The organism is Bradyrhizobium sp. 63_E2_N1_3, from assembly GCF_052076005.1.
Lineage (GTDB): Bacteria > Pseudomonadota > Alphaproteobacteria > Rhizobiales > Xanthobacteraceae > Bradyrhizobium > Bradyrhizobium barranii.
The window spans coordinates 4,921,853-4,944,519 of record NZ_CP197235.1; the positions used below are offsets into that span (position 1 = coordinate 4,921,853).

Below are 22,667 nucleotides of genomic sequence, written 5' to 3' on the forward strand. Positions count from 1 at the left end.
CTCAGATGGCCTTCATGCGCGCGAGCAGGTCATTGACCTGGTCGAGCACGTCGACAGCGCTTGGCGTGTCGGTTGCAGCAGCGTCGCGCGTGCCGCCTTTCATCGCCTGGACAAGGTTGCGCCGCTCGGAACGCGGCACCCCTGCCCTGGCGAGGATCTCGTCAATTCGGAATTCGGCCTTGAGCGCCTGGCCGGCGGCCGCCTGCTTGGCGTCGTCGGTCACGGCGTCGGCCGGCAGAAAATCATCAGCGAAGTGTTTCGCGACCGCATCGGCGCCGCCGATCCAGGTCTCGCGATCGAGCATCTTTGCGATCGCCTTCGGCTCGATCCCCGTGCGCGCCGCATAGATGTCGACCGCGACCTGGTCGAACGGCTCGAGCCAGTCGGCCGCCTCGCGCAGTGCGTTGCGATCGCCCATCGCGACGATCCAAGTGTTATGGATCATCAGGAAGCCGGCGCGCGCGATCTGCACCTCGTCGCCAGCCATCGCAATGACCGAGGCCGCCGAGGCCGCGACGCCGAGGATCTTGACGCTGACCTTGGCGGGATGATCGCGCAGCGTGTTGTAAATCGCGAGGCCCTCGAAATAGTCGCCGCCTGGCGAGTTGATGTTAACGACGACGTCGCGCTTGCCGATGTTGCGCAGCGCCGCCGAGATCCGCGACGCGGTCACGCCGTTGCCCGACCAATCCTGGCCGATGACGTCGAGGATCGAGATCGACGCGGTATCCTCGCCGGCGCCGTCCTTGGCCTGCACTTCCGGCCGCCAGCGCTCGAGCGCCTTCGGCGTGATCACCGAACGCAGATCGCCGCGGACGTTGAAGGATGCTTTCGGCAGGTCGCGGTTGCTCATTGCTTCGCCTCGCTGTTGATTCCGAGCCATGACAGCATCGCGGCCCGCGCCTGGCTGGCGCCGCCGGCCGTCTCGCCGAGCTGGTCGAGCGGCACCAGGTTTGACTGCGCCGTCAGCTCGCCGCCGCCGGCGCGCGCCGGCAGGTTGAGTTTGCGCCGGCCTTCGTTGCGATCCATCAGGCCATTCTGCGTCATCTGCGACAGGAACGACGCTTTCGCGGCCGCATCCATCTGCAGGAACGCCTCGCGATTGAATTCCGCATAGATCCGCTTTTGCTCGCCTGGCGCGATCAGCTGCTTTGTGATGCGCCGCTCGATCCGCTCGCAGATCGGATTGATGCCGAGCGCGAGCCAGGCGAGGAACGTCTGCTCGACGCCGGATCCGAACATGGTCTGACCTTCCGGCGCATGCCCGATGATGATCGGCGGCGTCCCGGTCCAGCGACAGACCTCCTCGATCGAAAACCGCTGCTGTTGCAGCAGCTGCGCGTCGACCGGGTTAAGCTGCAGCTTTTCAAACTTGAGGCCGCCCTCGAGGATCATCAATTTGCCGGCGCGCTCCGAGCCGGCGTAAGTTTGCATGATGGTTTCGAGCTGCCCGCGCTGATCTTTCTTGAGCACCTGCTCGGACGTCAGCAGACCGGCAGAATGCATCCCGTTGGAAAACAGCTTGCCGGACGTCTCGAATGCGGCGAGCGCCGTGGAGAACGTCTGCACGCCGTAGCGGATTGCCGACAGGCCGCAGTCACCGCCAAAGCCGAACCCCTTGACGTGAAACACCTTGTCGCGCGGCAGCGTGTAGCTCTTGCCGCGATCGGAATATTTGTAAGACAGCACGCCGTCCGAGTCGCGATACGGATAGGCGTTCGGCAGCACGTTGACGGCCGAAACGCGCCGGCCGATCGACGAAATTTCCGAGCAGGCATCGCCATTGACAAGCAGCCAGGCGACGACCGCCTCCCAATATTCCAGCGACGTCTGGTCGAGATTCGGAGAACCGGCAAGCACCTCGGCGAGCGGATGATCGACGGCGATCGGACTGCCGTCAGGCTGTTTTTCAAAGAACGCGAGCGGCAGCGTCGAGACCGCTTGCGCCGTGACGCGCACGCACGCCCAAAACGCCGCGAGCGACATCGCGGAATCGACTGTGACGGTTTTTCCCGCCGCGCCGCGGTTGCCGAACACGCGCGACCAGGCGCCACCATCCTCGAGCCGCAACCGGCGCTCTTTCGCGATCTCGTCGCTGACCGACGCATAGACGCGATAAGCGCTCGCCGCGGCCTTGGCAGCGGTCCAGGAAACAATGCCCATTGATCAGACCACCATGACGGGGTTTGCGAGGAAATCGTCGAGGTTTTGCCGGCTCGATTCCGGATTCCAGCTCATCAGGATCGCGGCCTGCAGCAACGCGACCAGCGGGTCGATTTTGGCGCGGCCGGCGACCTGCTTCGTGATCATGTCGGCATTGCCGCGCTGCTCGACCCTGGCATTGCCCACGCACCAGCTCATGAGCGCCTGGTCGGCGTGCCAGAACGTGCCATCGGCGAGCTTGATGTCGATTCCGTAGACCGCTGGCGCCAGCGCAGGCCCCTGCAGCAGGCGCCGGATCTGCTCGTCCGTCACGCCGGCGGCGAACAGGGATTCAAATAGCGCCGCCGCCCTATTCGGATCGATGCCGACCGCGTTCTCGTCGGGCAAAAGGCCGCTGTCGACAACCTGCTTGGCATACTTTCCGAGATCCGCATGAGCCGCGCCGATCTCGAGGATCTTAAACGATCCATCCTCGACGAATCCCTCGAGCTGGCCGGCAATGTCCTGCCGGCGCTGCAGCACGATCGGATCGGCCCAGCCGTAGGACCACGACAGCCAATGGCGCGTTTCCTTTTCGCGGCCGACCACGGAAAAGCCGAGCAAATCGTCGCGACCGCCGCCATCCGCGCCCATCGTGGCGACTTCGCAGCGCTCGAGCAGCTCCTCGAGCTCGAGCGTTTTTTCGGCTTGCTGATCCCAGAGATCCGCGCCGCTCCATCCGTCGTCTCTTGTGCCCGTGCCGATCTCGACGTTGAGGTGCTGCGACGCCCAGACGCTGACGGCCTCGGCGCTCTTTTCGCGCTCGCTGGCGAATTCCGCGATCATCGAGGCGACCGTGATCGGCCGGTTGATGTTCGGCATCACCATCGGCCAGTATTCCGGATTCATCCAGCGCGGCTCGACATTCGCGCGACGCTCCTCGCGCGTCAGCGTGGCGATGTCGCGCGGCAGCTCATACAGCAGCGGCAAGGTCGGGCGAATGATCTTGCCGCGGTACAGGCCGTCGCGCACGTTGCGCGCGAATTTTAGCTCGCTTTTGAACGCGCCGGCCGGCGCCTCGTCGCTCTGCGTCGTGGTGATGACGAGAACGCCCTCCTCGGTCTTGTCGAGGCCGCCGCGGATCTGGCGCAGCACGCGCGATGTCTGCGCGCGCTTGCCGAGCAAATGCAGCTCGTCGAGCAGCACAAAGATCAGCGCCATCGCGCCAGTCAGGATCTTGAGATCGAAACTCGCGATCATGATCTCGGACTTCGTGACGAGATCCTCGATCGTCTTGTCATAGTCGCGCGGCTTGAAGCGCCGGCGCAGATCCGGCGACTCCTCGATCATGCCGACCGCCTGCTCATAGGCGCGATCGGCGACGGCCTGCGTCTCGCCGATAAACATCGCGGTCGCGCGCGGCCGGTAATTCATCAGCATCGCGACCAGCATCAGCGCGGCCGAGTAAGTCGTCTTTGACGATCCCTTCGGCACCAGCGCGAAGAAATCGCGGATCATCCGGACGCGGTCGACCGGATTCCAGCTGCCGAACACCGCGCGCACCAGGTCGCGAAACCATTGACCGGACGCATCGCCCAGGCGCGGCGTTCCTGGCACGTCCGGCAGCCGGATCTCGTCGAACAACGCGAGGCCCATGTCGGCCTCACCTGCGAACAGCGGCAGATCCGGCATCAGCGACTTACCCTCGCGGATGCGGGTTTCCCAATCCGGACATGAGGTGTCCCAGGGGATCACGAATTGAGACCCTGCTGCCGGCGCGCCATCAGCTCGCCCAGCGTCGAGCCGGCATCAGGCGTGCGCGCGTCGAGCTCGGCCTGCTCTTTCTTGCCGACCTTTGGCGCCTTGACCGGCTTATCCGCCGGCGCCGCCTTCTGCGGCTGCTGCGTCTGCCCGTAGAGCATCAGGTCATTCCGCTCGAGGAACTTCTGGAATTCGCGGATCGCCGAGACGTTGCCGGCGTTGACGCCCTCGAGCAGCTTGATCCCGAGCTGCGCGACCAGGCGATCGCGCGCGACCTGCGCAAACTTGAGCTCGGAAAAATAATGCTTCCGCAACGTCGGCGGCGTGACGAAAAGCGCCGCGGCGATCCGAGGCGGCGACCAGCCGAGCGCGACTAAGAGGCTGACGCGATTCCGGTTTTGCTGCGTCGGCACATGTTGCGGCCGACCGCGCTCGCCCCAATTGGCCGGCACAGGATCACCGAACAGGTCGAAAACTTCAGCCATAACGAAAAAAAACCTGCGAATGAGAGAGGGGCCGGTCTCAGACGAAAAGGCCTGGCGACTTTTTACCCACCCTACCCCTTGGGTTGATCGAGATCAGGAACTTGCATCGCATCAGCGATGCGGCCGAGCGCGGTCAATGCATGACCGAGCAGGCCGGCAGCCGCTTCGCTGCGCGCATGATCGGAGCTCGCCTCATTGAAGACGACGCGCAGCTTTGATTTGATCTCGTCATCGGTCAGCATGATCGATCCCCTCAATCCCAAACGCCGCGCTGATGCAGCGAGGCCTGCTCGAGCTTCTGTTTCTCGGCGTCGTGGTACGCCTTCGATACCGTGTGGATGTTGTCGGGATCCCAGAAGCGAACAGGATCGCCGCGATGCGCCTCGATATGGTCGGCGACCGGGCTGTTGTCGGCAGGGTAGACGCCGTCACAGAGCACGCCTGTTCGCTGGCACACGAAAGCGTCGCGCAGATGCACCTGGTCCTTAAGCCTGCGCCAGCGCGCCAGCTTGTACCACTGGCGCCAGGGCGGCTCGGCGCGTTGCTGCTTGACTGGCGCTGCCATCTCACAAAAGGAAGGCCGGCGCAGCGTCACCGCTGGCCGGCCTAGTCAAGGGAGGAAACGCCCAAGGAGGGCAGCGGCAGCACAGGAGCGCGCTACCGCACAACCTAGTGTGAGATCACATGATCAGCGCTCCGTTGTGAAAGCCTCTCGCAACCAGAAACGCGAAAGCCAGGCTCGAGGCCTGGCTTTGTGCTTGCGCTTCGCGCGCCCCCTTGACTCGGTCCGTCACCGAGAGGGGAAGCGCCGAGAGCTTCGTCTGCTATCGCTCGACCTATGCAGCGACCTTGGCCGCTGCTCTAGCTCGAGATCACTCTCCTCGATCGAGATCGGAGTGAGGCGCCCGAATATGTCCAACCCGACACTGAGTCGGCCCGCTGAGTCAAATCTTTCGACGCGGCCGCAGAAATATGCAAACGGCCCCGACGTCACGCGCACCAGCTCGCCGATCGCAAACTTGCGCTCGCGCTTCGACTTCGGCGTGTTGCCGATCGCCTCAATATTGCGCAGATCGATGACGTCCTGCGGCTTCAATACCGGCACACAATCGCCGACGCGCAGGATGTCGATCACGCCGTCGACTGCGTTGAAGCGGCCGCCCTTGACCTCGAAATCGGGAAGGATGATCAGGCCCCACACAAGCGGCACCGTAACGCGCTGCTCAACCACCTTTTCGTTGCCGCGGTTGTAGCGCGACACGCTTTGCGTGACGGTCTGCATCGGCATCCAACAGCTGATGTTGCGCTGGCGGAATGTCTTCAGCACCTTCGTTTGCAGATGCGGATGGACGCGCAGCAGATACCAGCGCTCAGGCGCGACCGGCACCTCGCGCGGACCGTGCAGCTGCTCGAGATCGACATAACCAACGATTTCGCCGCGCACGCGATCGCGTGCCGCGTTGGAATAGTTCATGCCCGTTCCCCCTCGTCGCTCGACCATGTGCCGTCCCGATGCGGCGGCCAAGGCGCCGGCACGCGCAGCACTTGTTTTGATTTTCGTAATTTAAAATTCGGATGCATCGCCGGCAGGCCATGCACGGCCGGATCATGTGGCTCGGTCCAGACCCGCTCGGCCTCGATCTCGACGCCGAGCCAGAGCGCCAGACGATCGCGCCAGGCCGCAAACTGCGCCGTGCCGAGCTCGACCTGCAGCCAGGTCTCAGGATCCTCGCCGGCAAAGCGTCCTATCGCCGCCAGGTCGGCCTGCATCGGCTTGAGCGACCACACGCCGCGGCCCCGTTCCGGATCCTCGGCCAGGCGTACCGGTCGCCTCGCGATGCGCCCGGCGAGCTGCAGGCCGGCGAGCTCGTCGCCGTCGATCCAGCGACGCGCCGGCGCCGGATCCGGCAACCTTGCGCCCGGAAACTCCTCGAAACGCCGCTGCCGGATCCACAGATGAAAATTCGGCACCGCGTCGCGCTTCAGCCGCTTGAGCATCTCGACAAACGGCACGATCGCCGCCCGGCACAGCCGCTGTTTGTCCGGCTCGAGCAGCCGGAACTCGGCGAGCGCGAGATCGCGGCGCATCGCCTGGTGACCCGGCCAGCTCTGCCAGGCCGGCTCGAAATCGGCCGGCGCGCTTTCCTGAAGATCCTCGCGATCGTCCTCTCGTCCCCTGGAAGGGGATTTAGGGGAAGATTCAGGTTCAGGTTCAGAGTTTAGGCCCTCTGCCGAGTCATAGGGCTGGCGTAGGGCTGGCGCAGGGCTAACGGTTTCGGAGGCCGAATTTAGCCCTGTCTGCGGCATAGGGCTAACTTCACGTGAAACACTCTCAAATTCGCCCCTGGCGGCCGCTTCGATCACGTCGGGATCGACGTCGAGCATCAGCCGGATCAGGTCGCTGGTGCGCTTGCCTTTGCACTCGCCGTTGCGCCGGCCGTACTCGTCGATCCATTGCGGCAGCCGCGCGATCGCGCCGATCTGCTCGAGCCAGGCCAGGCGGTTGCGAACCGTCTGCGTCGACAATTCCGTGTCGTCGGAAAGCGTCGGGATCGATACGAAGCAATAGCCGTCACCGTCGACGTAAAGCGACGCCATAGACAGCGTCAGCTTGGCGTGCGGATTATTGAGGCGCAGGTTCCTCGCCCAGGCGTGCGCCTCATCGGCGGCAATGCGTCGCGCGCGCCGTTTTTCGGTCGTCATCGTGGCAATGCTCTTAAGGTTTCGATTCAACTGGACGCGGTAAGCAACAGAACGGGTTTGGTCAGCGCGGCCCCATCAGCATGAACTGCACGATTTGGTCGTCGGAATAATTCCAGAACAGGCCGCGGCTGATCCCATCGTCGAGGCGATCGAGCCAACGCGACGGAAAGCGCTTCACCCTGACCAGATGATCGCTAACAGCGGCGAGCTGCTCGGCCGGCAGCGCGTCGGCTTCATCCTCGCTCATCAGCTGGCCGGTCGAGCGCACGTAAACCGCGATGTCGAGCTCGCCGAGCTTGGCGGCCTCGAGCACCAGCTTTTGAATGACGTTCGCCAGCTTGACCGCAGGCTCGCCGCCGGCGCCCAGCGTCGCGAGAATGAGATCAGCCGGCATCCGAGCCCCCGCGCGCCAACGTGCGCTGTACGGCCGCCGCAGCGGCGCCTGCGCGCTGGTCGAGCGCGGACCGGCCAGGCGGCGGATCGTTGAACATGCCACCCGTCAGGCCGCGCTCGGCGATCCTGGCGCGCAGCTCATTCCATTCGCGCAGGCCGTCCAGCGACGCGCCGCGCGCCTCCCGCTTGATCACAGGCGCCGGCGTGACGGCAGACGCGACAACCGGCGCGGCCCGCGGCGGCGCCGGCGGCAGCTGCCGCGTTGCGCTGTAGCGTTTCGCCTTACAGCGATCGCGCAGCCGGCCGTAATACTGGATCTTGCAGCCGGCCAACGTGCGGCCCGGCATCGCGACGACAATCGCCGACCAGTCGAGCTGATCGTCATCGCGCAGCTTGAGCAGCCTGGCCTTATCGGCCTCGGTCCAATGCGAGCGCCGGATCATGCCGGCACCTCAACGGCTTCGCACGCCGGCGTGTTGCCGCCGATCTGGATCCTGGCGCTGCCGCGAAACCATTCCTTGTAATGATCCTGCCGACCGTTCGGCTCGATGCGATGCCGCGACACGCAAACGATTTCGCAGCCGTCGCGCGTGCAGACCTTGCGCGAGTCGCCATTTGGCGCGCGCGTCTTTTCGCTCCACTTGTGATTCACCGCCCGCCCCCCTTGCGGTTGCGGTCGAATTTCTCACCCTCCGCGATGATCAGCGCGCCGGCGCGCACCAGGTCGCGGCGATTGCTCTGCGGCTTCCACCAATTGCTCGCCCACGGCCAGGTCATCGGCGGCTCGGCGCCAAAATTATCATCCGCGCGCCGGCGCCACGTCGGCATGATCGCGTAACAGGATCCCGCCGCGGCGAGCTCCCCAACCGGATGACCGTCGTCATGCTCTGTCGACCATCCCTCGCCCTCGACCTGGCGAAACCGCTCGGCGATCACGGCCTGCATGAACGGCGACAGCGGCCGGCGAATGTGGAGCGCCTCGAAAACGCGGCGCAGCGCGAATGATCGCGCGATCGAAACCGCCGTCATGATCAGCGCGAATGTCAGGTTTTGCCGAAACGAGATCGCAACGCCGAGCAGCGGCAGGAAATAGATCTGCGCCGCAAGGCTGATGCCGAACCCGACCACGATATTGATGACGCTCTCGACCAGCGACATGACCTTGCTTTGCTTCATCGTGCGTCCCCCTGCTGTTGAACGGATGCCGGCCCGACCAGCTGCGCCAGGAAGGCGCGGCCGAGCTCTGTGACCTTGAGCGCCGTCGTCGTGGCGTGCAGATAATCCTTGCCGCACAGATGCCGCGCCATTTCGCCGGCAATCGTGCCGCCGGCGTCGACCGCGATCAGCGCGAGCTGCTCGGCGAGCTCGTCATCGTCGACCGGCAGGCGCGTCTGCAGTGCGCCGTCAACGATCTCAGGCGCCGGACAATCGAACAGCGACATTTGCGGCGCGCGGTAAGGCTCGGTCAGCGCGACGACCGGCGGCGTCGGCACGACATCGCGCAGCGCGTGCAGGCGCGACCAGCCGGCCTCGCGCAGCTGCCACTGCCCGCCGGATTGATAGGCCATTTCGCGCTTTTCCCAGCTCGCGCCGAGCACGTCCTGCATGGCCGCGCGCTTCGGATGACAGAAATCCGAAAGGATCGTCAGCTGCTCGAGCTCGGTCAACTCGAGCGCGTCGAGCTCGGCCGGCCGCAGCCATTCCGAGCCGGCGAGCTGGTCGATCGCGACGACGTCGTCAGCGTCATACGGCGCGCGATCGTCGGCCTGGTCGGGGATCGCGACGACATCCGCGACGGCCGCGGCAACGCTGGCCCCGTCTGATGTTGCATTTGCCGCAGCCGTCACGGTCTCGCCGGCGTCGGAGGGCATTCCGGCGGCGAAACTGTCGATCACCTCGAGCCAGTGCGCGTCGACGGCGTCATCGACCCGGCGGCAATTCTCGTCGGATGTTTCCTGCCGGAACGTCCAGCCGCATTGACAGGTCGCGACGCTAAAAGAGACGCTATCCGGATAATCGCGTGACATGCTGACGACGTGACGGTCGACAACGGCCGGATGCGCGCAAAGCTTTTCGGCTTCCAACTTTTCCGCGGCCGCCGGCGCCGGCTTGATCTCGATCGGCGCCGCGGCGGCCTGATTGCCGGCGGCGAGCCAGCCTGGCGGCAATGGATGTTCGGCGTCGACGCGCGCGAACAGCTCGAGCACGGGCAACGGCCGCCCCTCGGCGTCGCATCCGACCATCGTCGCGATCATGTGCCGGTAGTGATCAGGCTTGCGCGAATGCTCGCGCGGCCGCTCGCGATGGTTCGATCCGAATTTTTCCGAGCCGGCCGGTTTCGGCAGGCCCTGGCCGCGCTTGAACAGCAGCAGCAGCTCATCCTGGTCGAACGCGATCAGGCCGGATCCGCTGACGTCGGGATGCTCGTCGTCGGTCTTGGTCCAGACAAAACAGGTCGAATAGGCATCCATCCCGAGCGCCTGCGCGCAGGCCCAGGACAACGGCATGTCGACGCGCGCGAGCTGCACCTCGCCGGTTTCCGCGATCGTGACCTCGAGCTCGATCTCGACCAGCGCCAGGAGGTGCGGTCGCGGGATCCACATGAAGGCCCAGGAGTCCGGGAGCAGGCGCTCGCGCACCTGGCGCAGATAGGCCAGGATCTCCGGCCAGCTCATCGTCGGATAGTGGTTCTCATAGGCGCGGTCGCCGATCCCGCCCTGACGCCGCCAGGGCGGATCGAGATAGACCGCCGGCACCTTCGGACCGGACGGCAGGTCAGCCGTTTGACCGGACAGCGCGGCCGCCAGGTTGCGCCGATCGGCGCGCCCCTTCTCCTCGGCGCCGACCTTGAGCAGATCCATCGCAACGCGCGCCTGGCCGGACCGCATTTCCTCGGCCTGGCGCTCGAGCGCCTGCTCGAATTCGGCCGTATCCATCGCCGCCAGGCGTTGCGCCCGCGACGACAGCTTGCGGTCGATCCCCGCCTCCTGCAGCGTCACGCGCAGCGGCTTGGCGGCTCCGAGCTCGGCCTCGGCGCGTTCTGCGACATCGCCGCCGGCGTCGGAAAACTGTTCCTCGCCGGAACAGTTTCTAGGCCGCCCCTCGGCGAGGTGACCGGCCGCCTTGGCTAGAAGCAGCATTTCGCCGAGGCGGCGCTCGGCGCGAAACCGGATCCGCGCCGCCCGGATCTCGAGATCTTTGTTTTTCGCCTGCCTGGCATAGGCCGACCAGGCCGCCGACTGGCTGCGGATCTCGAGCACCTCGTCGACCGCTTCCGCGGCCGCGATCGCACGCTCGGCCGCCTCGTATCGTGCGAGCTCGCTCAAAACGGGATCTCCTCGAGCTGGTGACGCGGCGGCAGCTCGGCGAGCAGGTCGGCCAGGATCTTGTCGAGGCTCGGCGCCTCGCCGCGCACGCGGCGGTTGATGTTGTTGTCGCGCTTGGTCGACCAGCGGCGGTTCGCACGGCGGTTGTCGAGCGTCTGGCCGTTGATATGGTCGACGACGTGCCGCGCCAGGTAATCGTCATCGCGGGGATCGCAGCGGATCTGCAGCTCGCGATGCATCCGCACCGTGTCGCGCCGCGGCCCGGTGTTGCGCTTGGCGTAGAGAAAACATTCCTTGCCGCGGCCGCCGTGCCAGACGTTCCACTGCCATTGCATCAGCCAGTCAAAATCCTCGGCGTCGACCAGCGTCCAGACCGGCTCGCGCGACGACAGCCAGACCCGGCGCCACGGCGTCCAAGACAGGTCGAGCAGGCCGGCCTCGAAATCGACCGCGCGCGCCCCGACGATGTTGACCGGCGCCTGCATCATCGATGCACCACCGTCAGCATGACCGGCCGGAAATTGTCGCCGGCGTGCAGCACGCGCGCCTTGCGATAGGTCTGCACCTCCGGCATCAGCTCGGCGGTCTCGAGCACGGGCACGAAGGCGTCGCCGTCAAACAGGATGATCGGTGGCACGCCCTCGGCGTCGATCGCGACCATGCCGCGCGCGACCGGACGGTCGCCGTCGAGCAGCGTGACGGCGCAGGCGCGCACGGCCGATCTCATCGCGGCCACCGCGCGCGGATGATGCGCCAGGCCTCGCCGCGCTCGCCCTCGAGCGGCCAGGCGATCACGACCGTGGCGATGCCGAACGACATCAGCACGATCCCGAGCATCGCCCAGCTGAGCAGATCCTCATCCATCACAGATCTCCGCCGTTCTGCAGCGCCGCCAGACGCGCCGCGGTTTCCCGCTGCTGGTCGAGCAGCTGCGAAATTTCCATCTGGCGGTTGAGTTTCTTGCGCCACGGCTCGGCGCATGACCTGGTCAAGGCTTTCCAGACGACGTCGCCGATACGACTATTGAGCAGCGCCGACAGCGCCTCGCCGTCCGGCGCGCCGCGCGGCGGCGTCGCGATCCAATCCTCGCAAACCCTGGTCGAGCGATTCGCGATCAGTGCGAGCTCGGCGGCGAGCTTCTGCTTGAATTCCTTGCGCAACTCGACGAGGACCGGCGCAAACCACCGATGATCCCTGCGGGATTTGCCGAGGTTTTCCTCGGCGGCCGTTTTTGCCTTCCCGCTACCGCCGCGATAGGTCGGTTTCGTCATGTGGAACCCTTCAGCCCAGAACGTCGGAAGTTTCGGCCGGCTCATCCATGCGCCACAGGCGCGGCGCAGCGCGCAGGCCCGCGGCCGCGAGGGCGGTCGTCATCACCAGAAAGGTCGTCGAGGAGAAATTGCCGGCGGCGCGCCAGTTGGTGACGTTCTGGCGCGACCGCCCGGTCAGCCGCACCACGGCCATTGGCCCGCCGAGCGCCTCGATCACGGCGTCGACAGTGTCCAGAGGAGGTACCTCGAGAGCGTCTCGAATCATTTCCATGCGGCCAAATATACATGCAGCATGTACAAAACAAACGTCATCAGCGCATTGATTGAGCGCCATGCAGGGTTTTGAGATAGTTCCGGGTATGAAAGACGGCAAAATCCCGGTCACCGAGGCCGAAAAGCTGGCCGATCGGCTCAGGCGCACCCGCGAAGCGTTCGGCCTCAACCAGGCCGATTGGTGCCGCCTGGTCGGAATCGAACCGCAGGCCTGGTCGAATTACGAGCAAGGCAGGAATCGGATCTCGATCGACCAGGCGCTCAAGGTCTGCGCCGCGACCGGCGTCACGACCGATTGGATTTATCGCGGTCTGATGACGTCAGGACTGCCGACCGAGGTGCAACTCAACCTGCAGCGCAAGCGGCGCTAGGCCGCCCGGCGCAGCAATACGCGCAGCGGCCCCGCCGCAACCCGCAAGGAAGCCTCGCGCAGCGGCTCGCGCTTCGCCTGTATCCAGGGAACGATGACGGCGGTCAGAACATACAGGGCGGCACCGCAGAGCTCATGGGTTGTCGGCCAGTCCAGCGCCCAGGCCGGCGGTATGACGGCCCAGGTCGTCAGCGCATAAGCAAGGGCCGAACTCGCCAGCGCCGCCCCGCGACCGAACAACAGCGCGATCATCGAGATCGCCAGCATGGTCAGGCCGATCTCGCCGTAACCGATCAACCGGACCGACACGGCTCCGAGCGCGGCCGCCAGCGCCAGCGCACCCAAACAGCATAGAAATACAGCGAAAACCGGCGGTCGCACCGGAACCGGCGTCGCATTCACTTCGATCGGCCGCGGCCGCCGCCAGCGCCGGCGCGCCCGCGCGGCCGCGGATTCCGCCTCGGCCTTGTCGATTAGAAAATCGTCCAGACATTCCGTCGTCAGCTCGAGCACCTTGCGCGCATCCTTGATCGATGCCGGCAGCTGCAAGGCGAGCTGTACCGCCAGGCGGCGCAATTCGTCGGTTTGTTCCGGCTCCCGAAGCATTTCCACTTTATCCCACTCCAAAATTTATACATGCAGCATGTATTTCATCTGTGTTTTGTACATGCTGCCTGTATATGTTGTGGCCACATCGGGAGATTCGCCGCATGACCATCAACCAGCCCAAGCAAGCGTTAAGTTTAACAGCTTCCGCCGCATCCCCACCTTTGACAAGTCGCAAATCGGCAGGCTTTCAGCCGCAGGCTGTGCCTTGCTCGCGCATGGTTAACGCCGCTGCGTCGCGGATCTATGCGGCCTGGCAACCGCACGTTGGTCATGACGACGCCCTCCGCGAAGCGCGCGCATTCGCCGGCCGCTTTCATGTCCCGATCGACGGCCCGATGGCCCCGCTTCCCGACGAGGCCGACCTCGACGCCACGCTCGAGGCGGTCGCCGCGGCGATGACCATGCTCGACGCCGCCGCTGCGGCGCAGTGAGGGCCACATGAGCCGGCGACTGCCATCGGACTACTATTTTTACCTGGCGCTGCTGAAATCCAGCCCCTTTGAGCGGCGCCCGCGCGGCTGGCGCTACGGCACCAGGCGGATCGGCGACAGTGTCGTCGACCGCCTGGTCGCCGCCGGCCGCGCCCAAATCATCGGCGATCGCCTGCACTTGGTCGAGGCCGAGCGATGACGGCCCGCCCCCTCCCCGCGGATCCGCTCGAGCTGCGCCAGGCGCTCGAGGCTGCGTTTGCCGGCCGCGCGACCATCGGCGTCCCCGAGCTCGCCGCCCTGATCCCCTTGCATCGGGAAACCATCGCGCGGCATGTTGCCGCCGGCAACCTGGTCGGCCGGCTGAAAGGCCTCGGCCGCGCCAGGCGCCATCGGGTTTTCACCATCGCCGATGTCACCCGGTTTATGCAGCAGCTGGCCGAGGCCGCCCCATGTCCCTCTATCGCCCCAAGCGATCCCCGTTCTGGCATTACGACTTCCGGATCGACCGTTATCGATTTTCCGGCTCGACCAAACTGCGGAATGAGGATGACGCGACCCGCTTTGAAGAAGCCCGCAAGGTCGACGCGCAAATCATCGTCGACCGGATCCGCGCCGCCGGCGCCGAGCCGCTGACGCTCAAGGCCGCTTGCGATCGCTGGTGGAGCGAACACGGCTCGACGCTTTCCGACGCCAAGATCAAATCCGCGCTCGATCGCCTGGTTAAGATCATCGGCGCCAAAACCTATCTGCACGACATCAATGACGACATCGTCTCGCGCATGGTCGACGAACGTCGCCAAGACGTTCGCCGCGATTCAACCGACGACGAGGGCCGGCAGCTGTATCGGCCGGTCACCCCGACCACGGTCAATCGCACGCTCGACCTGCTGCGCCGTGTGGTGCGCCGCGCGCGCGACAACTGGAATGCGGCGATCGTGCGCGAGCCGGTCTGGAAGCGGCACCGCCTCAAGGAAAAGCGCCGGCACGTGCGCGAGATCTCGGCGGCCGAGGAAACAACCCTCGACCAGGTCGAGGATATCGACTTTGCCGAGCTGCGTCGCTTTGCGATCATTACCGGCTTGCGCCGCAAGGATCTGCTGCTGACCTGGTCGCAGGTCGATTTCGAGCTCGCCGTCATTCGCGTCATCGCCAAAGGCGGCGTGCCGCGCGTGCTGCCGCTGTCGGCCGAGGCTTATGCAATCCTTTGGAAGCGCCGAGGCCAGCACCCCCAATTCGTTTTTACCTACAAGGCCAAGCGAACCTGGAAAGATCGCAGCCGGAAAGGCCGCAAGCTTGGCGATCTCGTCAAAGGTCAGCGCTACCCGATCACATATCACGGCATGGGATCGAACAAGCGGAAATGGAAAGCCGCCGGCGTCGACGCGCGGATCCACGACCTGCGCCATACGACCGGAATGCGCACCTTGCGGAAAACCGGCAACCTGCGCGTGGTGCAAAAGATCCTCGGCCATACCGACATCGCGATCACGGCGAAATTCTACACTGACGCGACGGTCGAGGACATGCGCGCCGCGATGGAAGCGACCGCACCGCGCCAGGTCGAGCAGACCCCGCCAAAGGCAATCGAGGACAAGGGCGGCAAATGACGTTGACGCTCAAACCGACGGCCTCCGCGATTATTCCGTACTCGACGACGGCCAGCTGGTCGGGCGCATCCGCTACCCAAAAGAGCGCCAGGCGGTCTGGATCTGGAACGTGGTCGCTCACATCCCGACCTCGACCGGACCGCCGGTCGGTACCGCGCCGAGCTGGACGCCGCAAAGGCCGCCTTCAACACTCGGCCGCCTCTCAGCGCCGGTTTGCGCGCTGTCGCAACATTGGCTAAAGCCTGATCATCATGCAAATCGCCAAATGACCGCACCGATTAACACAACTACTCTCGCCCACAATTATCGCCCCGATATCGACGGATTGCGGGCGGTGGCTGTGCTTTCGGTGGTGATCTTTCACGCGTTCCCTGATGAAGCGTGGCTTCCTGGTGGCTTTGTTGGCGTAGACGTGTTTTTCGTCATCTCCGGATATCTCATCTCGAAAATCCTATTCAGTGAAATCGAGCAGCACCGGTTCTCCTTAGCGAGCTTTTATGGGCGCCGCATCAGGCGCATCTTTCCCGCCCTCGCTGTTTGCCTCGCCGCGGTGTTGGCATACGGTTTCGTCGTGTTGATGCCCTCGCAGCTTGCTCAACTCGGCAAGCAAGTCTTTTTCGGGGCCAGCTTCCTGTCCAACTTCGCACTCTGGAGCGAGAGCGGATACTTTGACGGGGCCGCTACTTCAAAGCCGCTACTGCATCTTTGGTCTTTGGGCATTGAGGAGCAGTTCTATATCCTCTGGCCACCGCTGCTTTGGATCGCCTTCAAACTAAAGGCCGCCATTGGGCGATTGATAGTTGGGCTGCTGGTGGCTTCCTTTGCGGTCAATGTCGCGCTCTCGCTCGCTGACACGTCGAGCGACTTCTACCTGCCCGTCTCGCGCTTCTGGGAACTGCTGGCCGGTGCAGCACTGGCTTGGCGCCCGGATATCAATCTCAAAGCGGGCCTTAAGCATGTAATTTCGTTGGCGGGCATGGCAGCCATCTTGGTGTCCGCGAGATTGTTTGCATCGGAGATGCGCTTTCCCGGCTGGCTCGCTTTGCTGCCCGTGGCCGGTTCCGTCGCGGTCATCCTGGCCGGATCAAATGCCGTTGTTAACAAAACCTTTCTTTCAAATCGCGTGGCGGTGTCCATAGGGCTTATCAGCTATCCGCTATACCTATGGCACTGGCCGCTGATTGCCTTCGCTTATGTTATCCGAGGGAAGCCCCCGACCCTTCTTATGGCCTTCGGAATTGTGATCGTGAGCTTGCTGTTAGCTTGGGCCACATACCGTTTCATTGAACGCCCTGTTCGCGATAGTTCTAATCGCTTGCGCCACACTTCCATTGTCGCGGCCTGCGTCGCCGTGCTTGGTGCGTGTGGCTTGGCGGTATGGGTCACAGGTGGTGTGCCGCAACGTTTTCCCGCCAGCCTCGATCTGGAAAAGATCAACGCCGCCGCCCTCGACGAGACCTACAAGCCGACGAACGGCATGAACGTTCTTGAGTATAACAGCCGCGGATACTCCATTGTGGCTCAAATCGGCCAAGGCGCTCGCAAAGTAGTGCTGGCCGGCAGCAGTACGATGTTCCACTACGGCCCTCGTTTGCAGCAACTCGCAGACGAAGGTTTGTTAGCGGTCCGTGCTTACTTCGTGACGGGCCCGGCATGTCCATTGGTGCCCGGCGTAGTCGCCCGCGATGAGTTTGCAAACTGCGCCCACGTCGCGAACAGATTGTTGGAGCTGGTTCAAAAAGAGAAGGTGCAAACGGTCGTCCTCGGTCCTCATTATTGGCCCAGGAAGAATGCCTTCATCGAACGGGAGGGCAAGTCTATTCCTCTGGATGGGGGAGACGAAGGGAGGCGTGCTTTTTACGCCAACCTCGAAGATTACGTTCGCCAACTGCAACTGAACGCGACGGTTTACCTCGTGCTAGGTGCGCCACAGTCGCTTACAGGTCTAAACCCTCAACGTATGGTCACGCGAGGTGTCACAGGGGTCCGCGTCGAAACGAATGTTGATAACGCCGTGCCAATTGCGGATTTGCGGGCGGTTTATGCTCAGCCCGATGCTGATCTGCGTGCCGTCGCGGAGAGCACCGGAGCGAAACTACTAGATGTCTTTCCCGACGTCTGCGGAAACGGTGAAACGTGCTCAGCCTTTTTTGGAGCCCGCGAGCCGAAATTTACAGACGGTGTCCATCTGCGTCCCGTTTTCGCGCGCAAACATCTTCACTTCCTCGATTTCCTGTTGATGTGATTGCCCCTCCAACTCCCAGTGATGTCCTGCGACGTTCTGCTTACGCGCCGCTATCAGGGGCACAGCGGACGTCAAAAGGCGTCTCCGAATTATGAGTACACGCTCTATTTTCGCGCGGCAAAACACGCGCGCCACTGGCATCCCTTACGCTCAAGTCGGTTGGCCCGGCGCTGAGTCGGCTGCTGAAGGCCGACGCTTTGGCATCGCGTGGTATCGCAAAGAGATACCGAGCTGATGCGTGCTCGTGCTGTCGGGCCTTCAGCCAACAGCCCGAGCCCACGATCGTTCTGAACAAGCTCCTAAGGATTATTTGATCCAAGGATGTATGAGCCGTCGTCATAGCTGAGGTTTTCGGCGTCTTGGTGGCTGCTGGCGGCGCGGGGATCAAGGTTGGTTAGGGTGCAGTCCCGAGACCCGAGATCTCTAACGACTTGTTCATCCTGAGGGCCGGCGCAGACGATGAGAACACTGTCGGAAAGCGCGATTGCCCCATCATCTAACAACTTTCGAAGAACGCCAGAATAGAAGCCGATAACCACGTCGCGCATTCCATGTCCTCCCCCCACGGGAAGTGTCCCGTACCACAACCCACAATTGGGTCAACCCAGAGATGAGAACCAGTCACCGGCAAACAGCGGTCGTCTCCGCGTTAATCCGAACATCCGGTGGGGGCACGGCCGCCCGGCACGTAGTGCGACCTTGCGAAGCTATCCGACCTATCACAGCTTCTCCCCCCCTCGCGTGGCTCGGAGCCTGTCGGAACACCGCCCCGAAATAATTCCCGAACCGAGCCGCCCGAGCTGCTTATGCCGTTGAAGCACAAGCCGGTTTCGCCGCCTGGCTAAACGCTTTCTACTCCGCGGGTTGCAGGTTCGAGTCCTGCTGGGATCGCCATTCTGATTTTGCAGTCAATGATTTCAATAAGTTATCGTCGTTTTTGCCTAACTCGTCCGGTGGGTTAGGCAGTCGGATATCAAACCCGCCTTCAAGTTTCGTCATCGCGGCAACTGCGAGTTTCTTGCGCGCAGCTTCGCGGCAGTAGCGCTCGATTTCGCGAATATCGGTGTGGCCAGTGATGCTCATGATTTCGAGCGCGCTGCATCCAGCCTCGGCCAAACGACGGCACGCGGCCTTGCGCACGCCGTGTGGCGAAGACTTCGCAGGAAGGCCAGCGTCGCATGCCGCTTCGCTAATCCACGTGGAGAACGCTTTCTCGCTGCGAGCGCGGCCGTACATGGTTGCGATGAAGGCCGGGCCATCCTTCGGACAATCAGCGATATAGCGCGCCAGGTCGCTATGCACCGGAATGCACAACTCAACATGGCCCTGGCTCTTCTTTGTGCTGATGACGAAGCCGTCCTTGGTGAGATGCTTCCACCCCAGCCGTACCGCATCGCTGCGGCGCAGCCCGGTGTGCAACAGCACCTCCATTGCAAGCCGCAGCGGTGTGCCAATGTTGTGCCGCTTGCGGAATGCGGAGATATCTTCCTCAGTCCAGGTTCGATGACCAGTGGTTTTCAGCTTGACCCGCTTGGCGACTACCACCGGATTATCACTGCGCATCCCGGCCGACACGGCATAGTCCATCAGACCTTTAAGCCGCTTCCGGAAGTTGCTCGCGGCGGATGGCGTATCGGCCATCTCGTCAATCAGCTTATTGATGTGTTTTGGCTGAAGGCCAGCAATCGGCCCTTCGCCGTGCTTATCAACGAAGCGGTCCAGAACGCCGCGATAGGTGGCCTTTGTCGTTTCAGCCAGCACCTTGAATTCAGTCGAGCCATAATAGCCGCGCACGGCCGCCGCTATGCTGCCGACCTTGACACGCCGCACCTCTGGCATCGGTTCGTCCGTGCTCATGGCCGCACGATAGGCCGTCCAGAATTCTGGCGTGTACAGCGGCGCGGGCAATGCGACTTGCGCCCTGCCCGGTCGTCGCAGATATACGCGAGGCTTGCCGTGCCTATCGATGTACTCGTTTACGAATTTAGGCTTTCGCCGTTGCATGCCTTGTCCCAATAGTCGTCGTTGTCATTTGCGACTGATGCACAATCAAACAGGCGGTCGAGGTCGTTGCGGTCCCATACATCCACGCCCAAGATCACCTTGGGTGGTGGAACCTCGCCCTCTTTGCGCTTCCGGTCAAAGTAGCTCGGTGAAACACCGATGTACCGCGCAGCATCCACTCGCCGCAGGCCGCGAGGCACAACGCGTTGGTTGTCATTGGCGATGTTGGGCAAGGCGCGCCCCCCGAATGAATTACGAGCTTAACACGGCCAAAAAGACCGCCTCCCGGGCGAATTGCGCGCCAACAAACAGTATATATCGAACCGGCGCGGATCCCAGTCAAAACCCGTAAATTTCTGCGACGATGCCGAAAAAAGCCCGCCCGTCATCCGGCATTTATAAGCAGACCGACCCACATGTGGCCTCAAGCCTCAAGCGCTCCCGCGCGATGCGGTCTGCCGACACACCTGTGCGCATAGCGTAGTCTAGGCAGACCCGAATTCGCTCGCGATCATAGGGTGGCCTCATCTCTTGAATCGCTTGTCCGACCGCTAAAGCTAGGTCGAGTACCTGTTCGCGAATACTCTCGATCAACCCCGCAACGTCGCCTTCCGCACCCGCTGAGCCGTCGTAGAATCCAGCGCATGTATCGTAAAAGCGGACCATCTCTCTGATGTTGTGGGGATCCGGTTCGCTAAGCGACTCCAACAGATGATAAGCAGTATCGCGCCGTCCGTCTTTATGAACGGTTGCAGCCTTAATGAAGCCGCCCCGTCTAAAGCCAACAACAAAGCCCAGCTTTGCTCCACCCAATATAGAGACCAAACTGCCCAAGCGCGGCGTTTCACTGTTCGTATATGCCATGGAACCCACCATTTTGTAGCGGAATCGCTACACAGTAACCATAGCGACGGCTATTGCTACGTCAAGTCGTTTTCGCTACGGTGTAGCGGTTCCACACGATTTTGGGGGTACCAGTGATTTCCGCTTCTCAATCTCGAATGGCCCGCGCTGCCCTCAACCTGGGTGTTCGCGAGGTCGCTGAGGCCGCCGGGGTGTCCACCAACACGATTACTAGGCTAGAGCGCGGTGATGAGCTGTTGCCCCGGACGGTCGCCGATATCCGCGCTGCACTCGAAGTCGCCGGCGTCATCTTCCTCAGCGACGGCCAGTCGATCGACGGCGGGCCGGGTGTGAGGCTGGCGAAGCGTTGACGCCCTCGTGGGGCTTCGCGATGAGGGGCGCTGCGCGCGTCCACAGGGATGTGGGCGCCAGGCATTGTCCCGACACGAATCGTCTTGACGCTCGGAGTTTCCATATCGTGGAGGCTGACGATGTCTGGTCCTGCAAACTTCATCGATCGGGACGCCCCTCTACGGCTGCGCAGGGCTGCCGAGCTCGCCTTTCCCGGCGGCGGCATGACCGCAAGCGGATTGCGACGTGAGGCGGTCCGGGGACGACTTGTCGTCGAGCGTATTGCAGGCAAGGATTACACCACCCTCGCGGCCATTTCGAGAATGCGTGAGCTGTGCCGCATACCAGCGAAATCCGAAATTTCTGTGGGGCGCCTGAATTTGTCGCCCGAGCGACCTATTTGCGAGGACACCCTCAACTTTCTGGTGCGGTCAGACGTTCGGCTAAACGGCCCTCTCAATCTTCGTGAACGCCTGCGCTCGGATTGTGCCGAGACCGACAAGGCAAATAAAGCGCGGCCAATTTCCAAAAGAGAGAGGGATGCCCTGAAGTTGTGTTTCGAGGCGCGTGGGATGCCGATCGCCCTAAGCACACATTGGCCGAGAACGGCGCTGTGGCTCCTGCTCCATGGCTTCATTCAGGCCACGGGCCACGATCAGCGGGGAAACAGAATCTATCGGATCACCCCCGAGGGCGAAGCGGCCTGGCTGGCCATGTCGGGTGACGGCTAAAGAATAGTTGCCCCCACCACCCTCCGCGATCTAAAATTGCGGCGGGTTTGGGGATCCTTTCCATGAAGATGTTTTTCGCAGCGCTCGCGCTGCTTGCAGCTTGCGGCAATTCCGCTCGGGCGGCTGACTGCACTTCCATTGCTGACACACAGGCCAGGCTGGCGTGCTTCGACAAAGCGGCCAAAGCACCAAAGGCGGCGATCAAGAAACCTCCCACCGACGAGTTCGCTGATGCCAAGGCGGCGCTAGTGCGCAAGCTCACCGATCCCGAATCCGCGCGTTACACCGACCTTTTCAAGGTCTCCACGCCTGATGAGGGCGAAGTGGTTTGCGGAATGGTCAACTCGAAGAACCGCATGGGCGGCTATGCCGGTGCCCGAGGATTCATCTTCCACAAAAGGCAAAATCTCGCAACGCTTATGCTTAGTGGTGGATCTGATCCGGACTATCGCGGCGAGAACGCCGCCTCATATTGCGTCTACTGCGCTAACGATCCTCGCGGTGATCGCGAATTTTCCGTCCACTGTCCGTCGCTCATCAAGTCATACAGATCGGCCCGCTGACTCGACCTGCCTCGCGCTACCATCAGCGATTCGAAAGGTTCAACATTGGATACGTTCTACGAGATTGCCAAGGCCGTCGGCGCCGCTTCCGGATTGCTGGCTATCAGCCTCTTGCTTTGGGATCGTTACGCTAAACACGTCCCGGTGGCTGTCATCGTCGCTAGACCGCTCATGGCAGGCAGCCGTCAGATAGTCCCCTTCCTGTATCTCAAAAACCCCAGTGATCGACCCATTTTGGTTTCGTGGAAGGACGGAGACCACAGGAAGATGCGCGTCGCCAAAGGGCAATCGTTAGAAGGCGTGCTTCAAACCATGTTTGATGGCGATACGACCATCTCGCTAGACGGAGGTGCGGAGGCAGTTCTCCCGATCTTTAGGCCTCGCGAGTACGACGCCATTAGTGCCGAAAGCCAGATAGAACTCTGTCTGCGTTGGAAATTTGCGCAGCCACGCATATGGAAAGTAGACCGATCGATCGTAGCATCAATCAGGAAGATCGATCTGGATCAACTCGTTGAGGGCTACTATGAGCACGACGAAGGATAAGCACGGGCGGTGA

At 62.9% G+C, this 22,667-nt stretch carries 32 protein-coding genes; 9 read left to right on the top strand and 23 right to left on the bottom strand.

Features of this window, described 5'->3' with window-relative positions:
• Position 1: 1 nt before the first annotated feature.
• The 18 genes from AB7531_RS23515 to AB7531_RS23600 form a co-directional block, all read right to left on the bottom strand.
• Entirely contained in the window at positions 2-853 is an 852-nt protein-coding gene (locus AB7531_RS23515) for a head maturation protease, ClpP-related (RefSeq protein ID WP_441280097.1), read from the bottom strand.
• Positions 850-2,163, bottom strand: coding sequence for a phage portal protein (locus tag AB7531_RS23520; RefSeq protein ID WP_441280098.1), 1,314 nt, complete (start codon positions 2,161-2,163; stop codon positions 850-852). Before AB7531_RS23520 ends, AB7531_RS23515 begins: the two co-directional genes overlap by 4 nt.
• Positions 2,164-2,166: 3 nt before the next feature.
• Positions 2,167-3,897, bottom strand: a complete 1,731-nt coding sequence (locus AB7531_RS23525) for a terminase large subunit domain-containing protein (protein ID WP_441280099.1) — start codon at positions 3,895-3,897, stop codon at positions 2,167-2,169.
• Complete coding sequence (locus AB7531_RS23530; protein WP_441280100.1) at positions 3,894-4,388, bottom strand: hypothetical protein; 495 nt, start codon at positions 4,386-4,388, stop codon at positions 3,894-3,896. The genes AB7531_RS23525 and AB7531_RS23530 overlap by 4 nt, the downstream gene beginning before the upstream one ends.
• Positions 4,389-4,459: 71 nt before the next feature.
• Positions 4,460-4,630, bottom strand: a complete 171-nt coding sequence (locus AB7531_RS23535; RefSeq protein ID WP_441280101.1) for a hypothetical protein — start codon at positions 4,628-4,630, stop codon at positions 4,460-4,462.
• An 11-nt stretch (positions 4,631-4,641) separates the two neighbouring features.
• Positions 4,642-4,953, bottom strand: coding sequence for an HNH endonuclease (locus AB7531_RS23540; RefSeq protein ID WP_441280102.1), 312 nt, complete (start codon positions 4,951-4,953; stop codon positions 4,642-4,644).
• A 225-nt stretch (positions 4,954-5,178) separates the two neighbouring features.
• The gene (nusG, locus tag AB7531_RS23545) at positions 5,179-5,862 is read right to left on the bottom strand and encodes a transcription termination/antitermination protein NusG (RefSeq protein WP_441280103.1); all 684 of its coding nucleotides are present in this window, start codon (positions 5,860-5,862) and stop codon (positions 5,179-5,181) included.
• Complete coding sequence (locus AB7531_RS23550; RefSeq protein WP_441280104.1) at positions 5,859-7,091, bottom strand: hypothetical protein; 1,233 nt, start codon at positions 7,089-7,091, stop codon at positions 5,859-5,861. The genes nusG and AB7531_RS23550 overlap by 4 nt, the downstream gene beginning before the upstream one ends.
• 61 nt (positions 7,092-7,152) lie before the next feature.
• Positions 7,153-7,485, bottom strand: a complete 333-nt coding sequence (locus tag AB7531_RS23555) for a hypothetical protein (protein WP_441280105.1) — start codon at positions 7,483-7,485, stop codon at positions 7,153-7,155.
• The gene (locus AB7531_RS23560; RefSeq protein ID WP_441280106.1) at positions 7,475-7,927 is read right to left on the bottom strand and encodes a hypothetical protein; all 453 of its coding nucleotides are present in this window, start codon (positions 7,925-7,927) and stop codon (positions 7,475-7,477) included. The genes AB7531_RS23555 and AB7531_RS23560 overlap by 11 nt, the downstream gene beginning before the upstream one ends.
• On the bottom strand, positions 7,924-8,136 hold the full coding sequence (locus tag AB7531_RS23565) for a cytochrome C (RefSeq protein ID WP_441280107.1): 213 nt from the start codon (positions 8,134-8,136) through the stop codon (positions 7,924-7,926). Before AB7531_RS23565 ends, AB7531_RS23560 begins: the two co-directional genes overlap by 4 nt.
• On the bottom strand, positions 8,133-8,660 hold the full coding sequence (locus tag AB7531_RS23570) for a DUF7220 family protein (protein ID WP_441280108.1): 528 nt from the start codon (positions 8,658-8,660) through the stop codon (positions 8,133-8,135). The genes AB7531_RS23565 and AB7531_RS23570 overlap by 4 nt, the downstream gene beginning before the upstream one ends.
• Positions 8,657-10,810 (bottom strand): hypothetical protein, encoded by a 2,154-nt coding sequence (locus AB7531_RS23575; RefSeq protein WP_441280109.1) that lies wholly within the window; start codon positions 10,808-10,810, stop codon positions 8,657-8,659. Before AB7531_RS23575 ends, AB7531_RS23570 begins: the two co-directional genes overlap by 4 nt.
• A complete protein-coding gene (locus AB7531_RS23580) occupies positions 10,807-11,298 on the bottom strand; it encodes an HNH endonuclease (RefSeq protein WP_441280110.1) in 492 nt (163 codons plus the stop codon). The genes AB7531_RS23575 and AB7531_RS23580 overlap by 4 nt, the downstream gene beginning before the upstream one ends.
• The gene (locus AB7531_RS23585) at positions 11,295-11,537 is read right to left on the bottom strand and encodes a hypothetical protein (protein ID WP_441280111.1); all 243 of its coding nucleotides are present in this window, start codon (positions 11,535-11,537) and stop codon (positions 11,295-11,297) included. Before AB7531_RS23585 ends, AB7531_RS23580 begins: the two co-directional genes overlap by 4 nt.
• The gene (locus AB7531_RS23590) at positions 11,534-11,674 is read right to left on the bottom strand and encodes a hypothetical protein (RefSeq protein WP_441280112.1); all 141 of its coding nucleotides are present in this window, start codon (positions 11,672-11,674) and stop codon (positions 11,534-11,536) included. Before AB7531_RS23590 ends, AB7531_RS23585 begins: the two co-directional genes overlap by 4 nt.
• On the bottom strand, positions 11,674-12,081 hold the full coding sequence (locus tag AB7531_RS23595) for a hypothetical protein (protein WP_441280113.1): 408 nt from the start codon (positions 12,079-12,081) through the stop codon (positions 11,674-11,676). Before AB7531_RS23595 ends, AB7531_RS23590 begins: the two co-directional genes overlap by 1 nt.
• A 10-nt stretch (positions 12,082-12,091) precedes the next feature.
• Positions 12,092-12,346 carry a hypothetical protein gene (locus AB7531_RS23600; protein ID WP_441280114.1) on the bottom strand — a complete coding sequence of 85 codons (255 nt, stop codon included), beginning with the start codon at positions 12,344-12,346 and terminating at the stop codon, positions 12,092-12,094.
• Positions 12,347-12,440: 94 nt separating this feature from the next.
• Here AB7531_RS23600 and AB7531_RS23605 point away from each other — a divergent pair, with 94 nt between their 5' ends.
• Entirely contained in the window at positions 12,441-12,725 is a 285-nt protein-coding gene (locus tag AB7531_RS23605) for a helix-turn-helix transcriptional regulator (protein WP_247457670.1), read from the top strand.
• Here AB7531_RS23605 and AB7531_RS23610 read toward each other — a convergent pair.
• Entirely contained in the window at positions 12,722-13,330 is a 609-nt protein-coding gene (locus tag AB7531_RS23610) for a DUF4118 domain-containing protein (RefSeq protein WP_441280296.1), read from the bottom strand. The genes AB7531_RS23605 and AB7531_RS23610 overlap by 4 nt on opposite strands.
• Positions 13,331-13,434: 104 nt before the next feature.
• On the opposite strand from AB7531_RS23610, the gene AB7531_RS23615 reads away from it, so the two are divergent.
• The 4 genes from AB7531_RS23615 (at position 13,435) to AB7531_RS23630 (ending at position 17,616) form a co-directional block, all read left to right on the top strand.
• Positions 13,435-13,764 carry a hypothetical protein gene (locus AB7531_RS23615; RefSeq protein ID WP_441280115.1) on the top strand — a complete coding sequence of 110 codons (330 nt, stop codon included), beginning with the start codon at positions 13,435-13,437 and terminating at the stop codon, positions 13,762-13,764.
• Positions 13,765-13,771: 7 nt separating this feature from the next.
• Positions 13,772-13,963, top strand: coding sequence for a hypothetical protein (locus AB7531_RS23620; protein WP_441280116.1), 192 nt, complete (start codon positions 13,772-13,774; stop codon positions 13,961-13,963).
• A 250-nt stretch (positions 13,964-14,213) separates the two neighbouring features.
• A complete protein-coding gene (locus tag AB7531_RS23625) occupies positions 14,214-15,371 on the top strand; it encodes a tyrosine-type recombinase/integrase (protein WP_441280117.1) in 1,158 nt (385 codons plus the stop codon).
• 265 nt (positions 15,372-15,636) lie between these two features.
• Complete coding sequence (locus tag AB7531_RS23630; protein WP_441280118.1) at positions 15,637-17,616, top strand: acyltransferase family protein; 1,980 nt, start codon at positions 15,637-15,639, stop codon at positions 17,614-17,616.
• A 299-nt stretch (positions 17,617-17,915) separates the two neighbouring features.
• Here AB7531_RS23630 and AB7531_RS23635 read toward each other — a convergent pair whose 3' ends face one another.
• The 4 genes from AB7531_RS23635 to AB7531_RS23650 all read right to left on the bottom strand — a co-directional run bounded on the left by AB7531_RS23635 (position 17,916) and on the right by AB7531_RS23650 (position 20,484).
• Positions 17,916-18,164, bottom strand: a complete 249-nt coding sequence (locus AB7531_RS23635) for a hypothetical protein (RefSeq protein WP_441280119.1) — start codon at positions 18,162-18,164, stop codon at positions 17,916-17,918.
• A gap of 304 nt (positions 18,165-18,468) precedes the next feature.
• Entirely contained in the window at positions 18,469-19,524 is a 1,056-nt protein-coding gene (locus tag AB7531_RS23640) for a tyrosine-type recombinase/integrase (RefSeq protein WP_441280120.1), read from the bottom strand.
• Positions 19,525-19,592: 68 nt separating this feature from the next.
• On the bottom strand, positions 19,593-19,853 hold the full coding sequence (locus tag AB7531_RS23645) for a helix-turn-helix transcriptional regulator (protein ID WP_441280121.1): 261 nt from the start codon (positions 19,851-19,853) through the stop codon (positions 19,593-19,595).
• 163 nt (positions 19,854-20,016) lie between these two features.
• Entirely contained in the window at positions 20,017-20,484 is a 468-nt protein-coding gene (locus tag AB7531_RS23650; RefSeq protein ID WP_441280122.1) for a hypothetical protein, read from the bottom strand.
• 137 nt (positions 20,485-20,621) lie between these two features.
• On the opposite strand from AB7531_RS23650, the gene AB7531_RS23655 reads away from it, so the two are divergent.
• From AB7531_RS23655 to AB7531_RS23670, 4 genes are all read left to right on the top strand, one after another.
• Entirely contained in the window at positions 20,622-20,834 is a 213-nt protein-coding gene (locus AB7531_RS23655; RefSeq protein WP_441280123.1) for a helix-turn-helix domain-containing protein, read from the top strand.
• A gap of 120 nt (positions 20,835-20,954) precedes the next feature.
• Positions 20,955-21,545 carry a hypothetical protein gene (locus tag AB7531_RS23660; RefSeq protein WP_441280124.1) on the top strand — a complete coding sequence of 197 codons (591 nt, stop codon included), beginning with the start codon at positions 20,955-20,957 and terminating at the stop codon, positions 21,543-21,545.
• A 62-nt stretch (positions 21,546-21,607) separates the two neighbouring features.
• A complete protein-coding gene (locus tag AB7531_RS23665) occupies positions 21,608-22,108 on the top strand; it encodes a hypothetical protein (protein ID WP_441280125.1) in 501 nt (166 codons plus the stop codon).
• A gap of 45 nt (positions 22,109-22,153) precedes the next feature.
• Complete coding sequence (locus AB7531_RS23670; protein ID WP_441280126.1) at positions 22,154-22,654, top strand: hypothetical protein; 501 nt, start codon at positions 22,154-22,156, stop codon at positions 22,652-22,654.
• Positions 22,655-22,667 lie beyond the last annotated feature (13 nt).